At 62.6% G+C, this 10,735-nt stretch carries 7 protein-coding genes and 1 pseudogene; 4 read left to right on the top strand and 4 right to left on the bottom strand.

The window, feature by feature from the left end; translation table 11 throughout:
• Nucleotides 1-308 precede the first annotated feature (308 nt).
• Both KRR26_RS35585 and KRR26_RS35580 read right to left on the bottom strand, forming a co-directional pair.
• Nucleotides 309-1,532, bottom strand: coding sequence for an IS701 family transposase (locus KRR26_RS35585; RefSeq protein WP_217082076.1), 1,224 nt, complete (start codon nucleotides 1,530-1,532; stop codon nucleotides 309-311).
• A gap of 136 nt (nucleotides 1,533-1,668) precedes the next feature.
• The gene (locus tag KRR26_RS35580) at nucleotides 1,669-2,301 is read right to left on the bottom strand and encodes a hypothetical protein (RefSeq protein ID WP_217082075.1); all 633 of its coding nucleotides are present in this window, start codon (nucleotides 2,299-2,301) and stop codon (nucleotides 1,669-1,671) included.
• Nucleotides 2,302-4,449: 2,148 nt separating this feature from the next.
• On the opposite strand from KRR26_RS35580, the gene KRR26_RS35575 reads away from it, so the two are divergent.
• A complete protein-coding gene (locus KRR26_RS35575; protein WP_217082074.1) occupies nucleotides 4,450-5,244 on the top strand; it encodes a DUF4231 domain-containing protein in 795 nt (264 codons plus the stop codon).
• Between the two features lie 702 nt (nucleotides 5,245-5,946).
• Entirely contained in the window at nucleotides 5,947-6,459 is a 513-nt protein-coding gene (locus KRR26_RS35570) for an NlpC/P60 family protein (protein ID WP_217082073.1), read from the top strand.
• A gap of 76 nt (nucleotides 6,460-6,535) precedes the next feature.
• Here the strand turns inward: KRR26_RS35570 and KRR26_RS35565 are convergent.
• Nucleotides 6,536-7,652, bottom strand: a pseudogene (locus KRR26_RS35565) (IS3 family transposase).
• 187 nt (nucleotides 7,653-7,839) lie between these two features.
• On the opposite strand from KRR26_RS35565, the gene KRR26_RS35560 reads away from it, so the two are divergent.
• Nucleotides 7,840-8,616 (top strand): hypothetical protein, encoded by a 777-nt coding sequence (locus tag KRR26_RS35560; protein WP_217082072.1) that lies wholly within the window; start codon nucleotides 7,840-7,842, stop codon nucleotides 8,614-8,616.
• Nucleotides 8,617-8,777: 161 nt separating this feature from the next.
• On the top strand, nucleotides 8,778-10,196 hold the full coding sequence (locus tag KRR26_RS35555) for a M48 family metalloprotease (protein WP_217082071.1): 1,419 nt from the start codon (nucleotides 8,778-8,780) through the stop codon (nucleotides 10,194-10,196).
• Here the strand turns inward: KRR26_RS35555 and KRR26_RS35550 are convergent.
• Nucleotides 10,185-10,469 carry a transposase gene (locus KRR26_RS35550; RefSeq protein WP_217082070.1) on the bottom strand — a complete coding sequence of 95 codons (285 nt, stop codon included), beginning with the start codon at nucleotides 10,467-10,469 and terminating at the stop codon, nucleotides 10,185-10,187. The two genes, KRR26_RS35555 and KRR26_RS35550, sit on opposite strands and share 12 nt — an antisense overlap.
• Between the last annotated feature and the right edge of the window lie 266 nt (nucleotides 10,470-10,735).

The raw sequence follows: 10,735 nt of genomic DNA, 5'->3' as shown, positions 1-10,735 counted from the left end.
CAGGGCTCGCTTCTTCTTCTGGTACTTGCTCACACAGGGCCGAACGGAGTGGGTTCCTGCCGCTTCCCCACTCGTCCAGCGCCTGCCTACCCTCCGGGCCGATCGGGAATCACGCCTCGTCGTTTAGTCCTACAGTCGTAGATTGAGTCGGGCGCCGTGAGCTCGGTAATGGCAGACGATGGCGACGGCTTGATGGTGGCGGCGCCAGCGACTCCACGCCAAGACGTGCTGAACTGGGGCGACCGCACGTCGGAGCAGGGCCACCAGCAGTCCGCGCACCTCTTGGACGGAGAATCGGACAAGGAGAGTCAATGCAGGCCGCGCCGACCGAGAAACGCCCGCATGGGGTTTCTTCGCGTCGGCAGGCCGAGGGCTTTTGGGGGCAAGCCCTCCTGAGGCCGGAGGTTGGCCAGTGCCCGTGCCGCGGCGAGGAAGACGTGCGCCACCAGGCACAGCGTCATGTGGCGGTGCCACGCCGTCCACGTGTGTACCTCGTAGTCAGCCAGGCCGACTTCGCCCTTGGAGGACTCGAAGTCCTCTTCAATCACCCACCGACTGCCGGCCACCCTTACCAGCGAAGCCAACGAGGCATTGCAGCGGGCATGGGCCACGTAGAAGGCCACCTTCCCATCCGAGAGACTGCGCCGGAAGAGGAGCCAGCGAGACAGCCCCAGGTGGCGATTGAGGCGGAGCCGAGCCCACTCGTAGAGGCGAGGGCCCTTGGTGCCCGCGCCCGCGGACATGCACACCCATGCCTCTGGCGGGACTTCTCGTAGCGCGTCTGCCGGCTTCACCTGGACGAAGCCGCGCCACACATGCGTGTTGGACGCCACCGTCAGCACATAGGGCTGGTGCAAGTCTTCCAGGAAGCGGCGCAGGGTGGAGTCGCGTCCATACACTTCATCCCCCACCACCCACGCGGGCTTCAGGCCCGAGGCCAGCGCCCGTTGCAGCAGGCCCTGCGCCAAGGCGGGCTTGGACTCGAAGCGCACCTCCTCTGGCACGCCTCCCGCCCTGCGACGCTCCTCGTCCCGCGTCCATGCCTCGGGCAGGTACAGCTCCCGGTCCACCAAGGCATGGCCTCGGGGCGTCGCGTAGGAGAGGAAGACGCCTACCTGGGCATTCTCCACCTTGCCCGCGGTGCCGGTGTACTGGCGTGCCACGCCCACCGACTTCTCCCCCTTCTTCAGGAAGCCCGTCTCAGCCACCGCGAGGATGCCTCCTTCTCCCAGCGTCCTGCGTGCGTACTCCAGCACGCCGTCACGTACCTCTTCCGAATCCCACTTCGCGCGCTCCAGCAGGTGCTGAAAGGCATATGGCGCGCGATGCCCCACGTCCTCCGAGAGGCCCCAGGTATTCTTGCGTTGCGCCCGGCCCAGCAAGGCTTTGACGTACTCGTGGGCCGCGGCACGGGCTTCGCGACGGCGGAAGTAGGGCGCCAACCAGGCGCCCACTCCCTCCAACTCCAGGGTGAGCTGACCCACCAGTCGCACCTCCGGGGCCTGCCGCTTCGGGTCTGCCGAGGACTGCATTGGAAGCATCGCTCCTCCCCCTTCTGTTCCTTCGACAGAAGGGATGCTCACGCTTCTTCCGAACTACAACTGTAGGACTAGGCCGACACTCGTGACGGGAGTGGCCAGCAGACCAACAGGATCACAGAATGCGAGTTCACGTTGCGCCAACTCGCAACTTCACCCATTCGGGATAGCTCGCTGAACACTCCTTGCCGAGGGCGATTTGCGGACAAACGGCAAATGCTTCGCGCGCCCCCCCCTGAAGAGCCGCAAGGAGCGTGGATTCAGGGCCAAATGCCTCAAGCCCCAGTGTCCACCCATCAATAGGGCTAGACTGTTCACTAAGTTGACAACATATCCTAGTAAGTTCGACCCCGCAGCCTGCAACAGGCCTTGCGCTCTTCAGAACCTCGCGCGTAGTTCCGTCTTCGAAGGCGAACTTGCGAAGGCGCCTCTCTTTCTGAATCGCCAGCCAAACTCCGTCGCGCTTCAGGAGCGAGTCGTCGAGTGCAAGGGAGAGCTTTCTCCAGCGCTCAAGGTTTCCGACGACTCCAGTCGACAAGTGTACTGCGCCGAGTGAACCCAACAGGTACTTGGTCTCCACCTTCACTGGCTGGCGTTCGACGACCCGAGCCTTGAACCCTATGTCTCCGCGGTTCGTCGCAAGGTAGTAGTCAACGCGTCTCTCCTCCATCGAGCTCGAACCAAACCAGTCCCTCACAACAGAAGCGGCGGGATGGCTGCCATCAAAGAACCAGCGAACCTCCAAGCTATCGACTATCTCCAAGCTAGCCTCTCAAGAAAGTTGACTCCGCCCAGCCCTCGATTCCTAGCACAAACGTCGCGTGACCAACAACTTCCTGATGCGGCTCGCACGCTGTCGCCCTGCGGTCACGCACTTACTGCCGTCCCTCATCGCACGGGCCCACTAGAGGGCCATCTCCGCTCGCCCCAGCCGCTCCGAAAATTCCCGCCGCCTCTCCATATCATCCATGCGGTCGTCGCAGAGCAGGGGCGTGCCAGCCAAAGAATGTATCAACTCCGCGCGGCGTCTTCCTTTTGAAATAAGGCCCTCCCTCTCGACATTCCCGTAGGTGGAGGTGGTCGCTCCCCTCATGAGTTCGAGGCCTCCTGGCGAGTTCGATGCATATCACTCACGCCGGCCGGGCATACCATTCGCTCTCGTGAGGGGACACACGCCTCGACCACGACACCGGCACGAGGAATGGTAACCATACGCGGCCGACCGCAGCACAGCGTGCGCAGTCAGAATTAACCGCAAGCCGCACCTGAAACGAATCACTCCGGACATCGTCCAAGTCGGTGGGCGCCCTGGAGAACGCCTTCCGGGACGCCTTGAGGCGAGGCCGCAGCTCCGGTCGCCTCGCTCGCGGCGGCACTGGAGCGCATGGCGCGGCGGTTGTCCGGGGAGCCGCAGTTCGTCCAGCCAGAGCGCCAGGTTGGCGCACCCACGCGACTGGTGGCCGGAGGGCTAGCTCTCTAGCTCTGGAACCAGCAGCCCCTTCGACGGCCACCAAGGCCCGGGCCTGCGCCGTCGTCGGCTGCCAGCGGCCCCACCGCAGCCAAGGCTACTGCGCAGCCCACTACCAGAAGCGACGCCTCAAGGTGTCCACTGGGCGCCTGCATACTGCCTGGGTTGAGGACGCAGCCCCCCACACCCTCCCCGACGTCTTCTTCGCCCGAAAGCGCCCATCCGACGTGGAAGTGCCTTCCCCCAAGCCCTCGGTCACCCTGCGCCCCGCATGCGGGTGAGGAAGAAGAGGCAGGCCCCCCTTGGCAATGTGCCGCCTGGAGTCCTGGCAGTTTCGCCTCCTGCCGAGGGCGTGCAGCCGCCCTCACAGATGTTGTCGGCATCGCCGCCGGCCTCATCCACGGACAAGGAGAGTGCCACTACTGCGGCCCAGCGCTTGGCCAGTGAATTCCTGGCCAAGCGGCGCGCGCCGACATCGCTAGAGAAAGGCTTCCGTCCCCGGTGACGCGCAGCATGGTTGGTCCGCGCTCGCGTCCACGCGGCTACGGACAAGCGCGTCGAGGCGTTGGTTCATCTTCGCCACCACGAGGTCCCCCGCGGCATTCAGCGCGTGCGCCATGTGGCGACGGGTAACTCCACCCAGGGCGTGGCGTGCCAGCCCGTCGTGGACTCGTCAATGAAAACCAGGCGCCCGTGTCCACCCACGAGGTGGATAACGCCCCCCCCTGCCACCACGACGGCTCGATGCACCCTCATGACGGAGAGGGGGTTGGCGTGCGGCGCCTCCAGCACTGTCACCCGCCCTTCTCACTCATAAACTCGTCCACCGGAGCCTTCAGCCACAGCACCTCGCCATCCGCGGGCTCCGGCTCCGGCTCTCGGCCCATCAGTCCTGACGCCCCCCCCCGGCCAAGAATGGCTCCTGCAACTCGCCCAGCACCGCAGCGGTGACGCCCAGCGCCCGAGCGGGCGTCAAGCCTCGCCCTTCAGCAGACGAGGCACAGCCCCTTTTCACTCCGCTCTAGAATCACCCACGGTCAGCTGTCCTGCGCCCGTTGCTTCTTCACATCCACCTCACCCGGGGGCGGCTCTTCTCCAGAGAGGGGCTCAAGAAATCGTGGGGCGAAAGAAAGGCACGCAGGCCAGCGCTTCTTGACGGCCGTCTCCAGTGAAGGGGGCACGCAGGAGGGAGGACTCGCGCAGGCCTCGCTCCTCCATCGGCACGAGAAAAAGGGGCCGTCGAAGGCAAGGCGTGCGATGTAACGACAGGGCACATCTACCACGCGGAGTAATTCGTCAGCGCGCAAACGGCGCAGGCGCGCCAATTCCACAGCATTGACTTTGACTCGAACAGGCATCTCATACTTCAATGGGCACTGTTCGAAAGTAGCCAAGCCCCGCAGATTACCCACACATCAATCCTCCAACATCCAAGGGACAGCAATGGCAAAAGAAACAACCAAGGCGCCTCACTCCTGTCTACCGACCCCAAACCCGTCTCTTCCCGACCACGGGACCAAGAAATCACAAAAGGCAAGAGCGGCGACTCTTGCACGGTGCCTCACGCTTGCTGGGAGCGCTCTTCTCGCCTGGGACGTATTCAAAGGCGAACTCACCATCCTCGCCCAGAATCACTCAGAAGGAATAGCCGGAGCTGCAACCGTCGCATTGGCCATTACCATACTTCTGATTTCGCGCATGGCCACGATGGGAAACGGCGTCCCCCCAGACCACCTGCCGAGCGGCCCAATTGACGCCGAAATAATCGAGAAGTTCCCCGAATCGAAAACTGCCCTCATCTGGCTACGAAACGAAATCAACTATTATCGATACTTTGCCCTAAGGAGCCTTCGCCTCCATTGGACCTTCAAGCTCCCCTCCCTAATATTCGCGGCAGTGATCCCCGTCTTCGCCCTACTCAATCAAAACACAATCACCGCAGCGCTAGCAGCACTCATCGGCATATCCGAAGGAATCATGCAAATTGGCCAGTTCAGAGAAAACTGGCTGAGAAGCGCGGCTACTCGCGACCAGCTAGAGCGTGAAATCTACCTCTTCGCATCCAATGCAAGCATCTACTCCCTCGCTGGTGCGGCCAAGACCGCCACAGCCACCCTAACTGAGCGGGTCGTATCAATCATTCAGAACGAGCAATCTCAGTGGCTCGAAATCAATCGCCCAGCCAACCAGACAACCAGCAACGCCGCTCAGAACGGAAAAGAAAAGCCGACATCATAAAGCGGGCCCCAACAAAACAACCAAACCCACACGCAATCAAAACCACCAACCGACCTAGAAAGACACTTCATACAACCTGCGGCTATAGCTCGACCACATCGCTCGCAGCGGCGCTGAAGAGCTTGGCACGACGGCTGTCCCCGAAGCCAGCACGCGGCTTGGCCGCGCGCCTGGACGGAGCCACAGCACCACACTGGGCTGGGACGGGAGACCAGACACCATCGCCCCTCCGGCTTCTCCCACCGGGGAACGGGCCCGCACCGTCATTGGCCGCCAGCGGCCACTCCGCAGCCCGGACTACTACGCCGGCCAACGCCCAGAGGCGGAGGCACATGGTGGCCGCCGGGCGCCGACATGTGGCCTGAAGGAAGAACGCCGCTCTACAACACCCCGCCCTGTCTCGTCTTTGCTCGGAAGCACCGCTCCGAAGTAAATGCCCCGCGCCAAACCTCCCGCCAGCACGGCGCCTCACATGTGGGTGGGTGGGGGAGAAAACGGCAATCTTCTCTTGCCACGGAGTTGCGTCACTAGCGCAGTGATGTTGTCCTGGACTGCATCCGCGCTGACCTCTCCGTAATGAGAGGACTGCGGCTCCGGATGACCAAGGAGCCGCGCCCCGTCCCGTACCGCGCATGCCAGTAGAAGCCCCTTCCTGAGAGTGCTGTCCACCCTCGCAGCCCCCCCCCCCCCCGGAGTCACGTCATGACCAAGTCCGACCGAGCAGCGTTCCTGTCGCTGATCCTCGAGCAAATGCACAGCCCCTACCGCTGGGGCGGCAAGGGCGAGCGCCCCGATTCCAATGGCCCCCGCGTCTTCGACTGCTCTGGGCTGGTGACGAGTTGCTACTTCGAGACGGGAGGCGCCGACTGGCGCGCCACCCACAACACGGACAGTCTCCTCGCGCAGCTGGCGACCGTGCTGGAGTCGGACCTCAAGGCGGGGGACCTGGTGCTGTACGGCAAGAACGGGGATGCCTCTCACGTAATGGTGTACGTAGGGGAGGGCGTCGTCGCCGGGGCCTCGGGTGGCGACCACACGACCCTTACCCTCGCCGATGCCTACGCCCAGCGCGCGCGGGTGCAAACCCGCCCGAGCGTGAACTACAGGTCCGATGTGCTCGGCTTCCGCAGACTGCCGTTCGCGGACGAGGCGGCGAACAAGCCCAAGCCGTCGCTCGGCGCCCCCGCCCTGACGGCGCCCGCCTCGCCCGCCTGAGTCGGAGCCCCTTTCCCGTCTGTCTCACCACCGACGGGAGAAGGGCGTGACCTGCCTGGATTCTCCGGACCACTGATTACGAGAGAGGTTCCGCCCGGGATGGGTTGGGTACCACTGCTTCGCACTTCCGTCGAAACTCCAGAGGCGTGAGGTAGCCGAGGCTGGAATGTGGCCGGACCTGGCTGTAGTGCTGCCGCCAGGATTCGATGACAGCCTTGACGTCCGCCCTGGAGCGAAACCGCTCCATGCTGAGACACTCGTCGCGACGGCGTCCGTTGAAACTCTCGTCGGTGCCGCTCTGCCAGGGCTTGCCGGGTGCAATGTGCGCCAGCTCGATGCGAGCTTCCGCGGCCCACCGCAGGATTGCCGAGGCAACGAACTCCGGACCGCTGTCACTGCGCATGTGCCGCGGGGCCCCTCGCTCGCTGACAATCCTCGACAGCACCTCCACCACCCGTCCGGAGCGGATGGCTCCCGCGACATCGATGGCGAGGCACTCTCTCGTCCACTCGTCCACCACGGTGAGATACTTGAGCTGTTGCCCGTTGGCGCCGCCGTCGAAGACAAAGGCATAGGCCCACACCTGATTGGGCCCGGTTGCCGACAACGGGCGGGGGCGGCTACTCGCCACGCGCCGCCTGGGCCGCTTGCGCGGCACCTGCAGCCCCTCCTGCCTCCAGAGTCGACAGGCCCTATCAGGACACATGAAGTGCCCGTCGCGCCCCAGGAAGATGCGGATGCGACGGTAGCCGTACCTTGGGTACTGCAGGGCAAGCTCACGCATCCGCTTCACCACAGGCTTCTCCTGCTGCGCCTTCCGGGACTCGTACCCCAGTGCCGAGCGCGCCACCCGCAGCAGCCTGCATTCTCGCCGGGTGGACAGCCCATGGTACGGGCAAGCCCCACCTGCTGCCTTCGCGCAGGGGCGCTCACCATTCTATTGCTTGGATTTCCTTCAGCACCTTGATGTCCAAGCCCCGCTCAGCCAGCAGCTTCTTCAACCGAGCATTCTCCGCCTCCAGCTGCTTCAGCCGCTTCGTGTCGTTGGCGTCCATGCCCCCGAAGCGCTTGCGCCACGCGCACCCCGTCGACTCACTCACCCCGTGCTTCTTCGCGATCTCCGGGACTGGCGTCCGCTCCGCCTCGCACAGAATCGCGACCATCTGCTCTTCGCTGAACCGACTCTTCTTCACCGCCTGCCTCCGTCGCACCCGGAGCGGCATCCTCTCAAGCTTCAGGTGGTCCGAAAATCCCAGGGCATGCCCCGTCACCCCTCCGGAACCACACTTGCACTCCTGCCGCACGACCAGTAAAGATCAGATACAGTAGCGCTCAAGCGCCCAGGGACTGGGTGTCCCGACGGCCTCACTGGAGTCAACCGTGACTCGTTACGTTTGGATTGCTCTGTTTGCGTCGCTGCTCGGCGGATGTGGCGTCACATTCTCCAACGTCCCCGAATTTAACAAGGGCCTCCCCGAAGACTTCAAGCGCCGGGTGCTCTGGAACGAAACCGACCTCTTCAAATACAATCTTGAGCAATTAGCAGGGCATGTCATTTATTCAAAGGCGAGTGCCGCCGAATACGACCGCGGACCACGCCTCGTCACTAACGGAAAGTCCCCGAGCTTCAAGCTCATCGACAACGGGCAGGTATACCACTCCAAGGTCGACAATGGCGCGAAGGCAGAGGGAAGTTACCTCGCATTCGCAAGCACCATGAGCGCTGAACAGACAGCCGACGTCAGCATCATCGACACTGCCCAAGTATTCATTCCATACGAAGACGTCCCCGTGGACGAACTAGTAAAAATCGCAGAAGCCAGCGCACCGCAAGGCGTTAAGCGCTACTACATTCAGGGCGTGCTATTGGCCTCCGTGACGACACGATACGGGGCGAAGATCAACGCGGATGCATCTGGGATCGTCGGAGACACCTTCGGCGCCAAGGGGAGCGTCTACAACGAGCAGCAAGCCGTCGGGCGCGACTTTCGCATCTCGCTGCTGCTGATCGATATCGACCGTATGGCGATGCTGAAAAAGGCCCCTCAGCTCAACCCACAGGCGAAGTCAGCTTTCATCAAGGCTTCGCGTGCAGATGGGTTCCAGATCGACAGGATTGTGGGGATTGAAAGCGCGGTGATCCCGACCCAGGACTGACCTTCGACAGGAGCCTTGCCATGAGCCATAGAGCAAACATCTGCTACTCTAGTCTACTAAAAATGCTCACAGTGCTTATCATGACAGGGTTCATTACCACATGCATTTGCGCGAAGTCTAGGAGCACCTCAGCCGTCACATCGGCACCGCCCGTTGACAAAGTGGATCCCGCCAAGCTGAAGTTTCTCTCGGATACGGACCCTGCCTACTCGCTGCTGGAAATCCTACAGAAGGAGGCGTACGCGGACGACCCTCACGCGTTTCGCTGGACAAACGATCCGGCAGAGCTCGCCAAGATAGCCGCCCTCCTGAGGACCCTCGACGAGCGACCGGTCCTCTCCAATGGCGTCTCCCCCGCCCTAACAGGCAGTGCGGACGGAGCCTTCAGCAGCAGCCTAGCCACCATCAAGGCGACTTTAGGTGAGCAGCTCCCGACGCGATACGAAGATGCTAGCTCGCTCTGGATACTCAACAACGTCGTCCAGAAATTGGATGCGCGGCTGCGTGCTAGGTCTCCAGAATGGAGGTCTCCGCGCATTGGTACACTTCCGCTGGGCACCCTGAATGCGAAAGCCATCCCATTCCCAGAACCAGAGCCGTACTTGGTGGTGGTGCATTCAGCGCTGTTCTCCTTCTGCCATGAGATGGCGAAGATAGGCTTGAAGACAGTGACGTTCGCGCAGGCTGGAGACGACCAATTCTCAATCGACTTCAGCGAGAAGACTTTCAACGAGGGCCCTCGCCACGACCCCCAGCTCTTGATGCGCTTCTCCATGGCCCTCGAAGACATTGTGAACAATCGCCGCGTGCGGGGACACGCCCGACCGGACCGCCTGCACGATCTAGCTGTCGGCAGCATAGTGAATGCCATGGAGGTGTTCATCATTGGCCACGAGTTCGGGCATGTGTACCTAAAACACGGCGGCAATGGTTCGGAACCGCTGCGCCTCGCTAAGTCTAATGGCGATGCGAATCAGGAGATTCAGGTCGCCCGCCGGAGCTGGGCGCAAGAGTCTGCGGCAGACGTCTTCGGGTACATGATGGTGAGTGATTTGATACAGGAGGAAGCCGCACACGCGAACTCCTCGGACGATATTGACCTCAGTCAATTCGGCATGCTCGGCCCCATTCTCTTTTTTGAGATTTCCGAAATTTCCGAGGAAGCCGCATACATTTATGAACATGCGGACTTGCCTAGTGAACCTTCCGCGAATGAGCGAACGACGGTGCTGAAGGTCTTGAATGAGGCACTCGCGGACGAGGTCAATGCAGTCGGCACGGCCTTGAAGGAACCCAAGAATGGGCCTGCCGAGGAGAATCAGAACGTGCGACAGCATCCGTCCCCACTTCCGCCAGGGATGGACGCATCCCATCCGCCGTACTGGGCCCGTGGGGCTCTAGTACGCGCACAATGGGAGATGGCCTTGCCCAAGAAAATGACGGCCGAAGATCGCGCCTTCGCCTTGCTCGGCGTAGCAGTAGTTAAGAATCTGCGGACAATGTGGGACGATATTAAACCTGCTTTGGTTTCCATCAGGAAGCAGCAGGCAGGACAACAGCCTAAGAGCCTATTTCGGTAGGAGCGAGTGGAACCAAGTGATGATGCCCAGCGCGAAGTGGAGCATCGCGACGTAGGTGTCCTCTCGCTTCTCCCAGCGCACCAGCAGACGTCGGAAGCGGTTGAGCCAGGAGTGGGTTCGCTCGACGACCCAGCGCGGCGAAGGGCGTCGACGCTGTGCGCACCGGGGCCGCACCTGGGAGCGTCGTCTGGGGGCCCGGAGCGTGAAGCCATACTCCTGGGCCAGCTCGCGTACGGGCCTGAAGGCATACCCCAGGTCGACACATAGCGACATAGCGTCTGGCGACGGCCCCGACATGGCAGGGGCCTTCGGACGGGAATCGATTCAAGCGTGGAGCGCGCCAGCTTGAAGTCGTTCGTGTTGGCTCCAGCGACCACGAGGCCGAGGGGGACACCGCGCGAGTCTGTCAGCCGTAACCGTCCGGCGAGTGACGTGTGGAGAGCGGTTGAAGACGGATGGGTGCCGTGTTCGGCGAGCGCCGCGACCGGAAGGGTGTTCAGGGCGGAGGTAGGAGGTGCGCCTGGGGCGGGTCCGTGGTC

The sequence above is a fragment of the Citreicoccus inhibens genome (genome assembly GCF_019039035.1).
GTDB classification, from domain to species: Bacteria; Myxococcota; Myxococcia; order Myxococcales; family Myxococcaceae; genus Citreicoccus; species Citreicoccus inhibens.
This window is presented reverse-complemented; position numbering and strand designations above follow the sequence as displayed.

Excerpts from the sequence above, each read along its gene's own strand:
- KRR26_RS35585 (WP_217082076.1), bottom strand. The coding sequence starts at position 1,532 with ATGCAGTCCTCGGCAGACCCGAAGCGGCAGGCCCCGGAGGTGCGACTG.
- KRR26_RS35575 (WP_217082074.1), top strand. The coding sequence starts at position 4,450 with ATGGCAAAAGAAACAACCAAGGCGCCTCACTCCTGTCTACCGACCCCA.
- KRR26_RS35570 (WP_217082073.1), top strand. The coding sequence starts at position 5,947 with ATGACCAAGTCCGACCGAGCAGCGTTCCTGTCGCTGATCCTCGAGCAA.
- KRR26_RS35550 (WP_217082070.1), bottom strand. The coding sequence starts at position 10,469 with ATGTCGCTATGTGTCGACCTGGGGTATGCCTTCAGGCCCGTACGCGAG.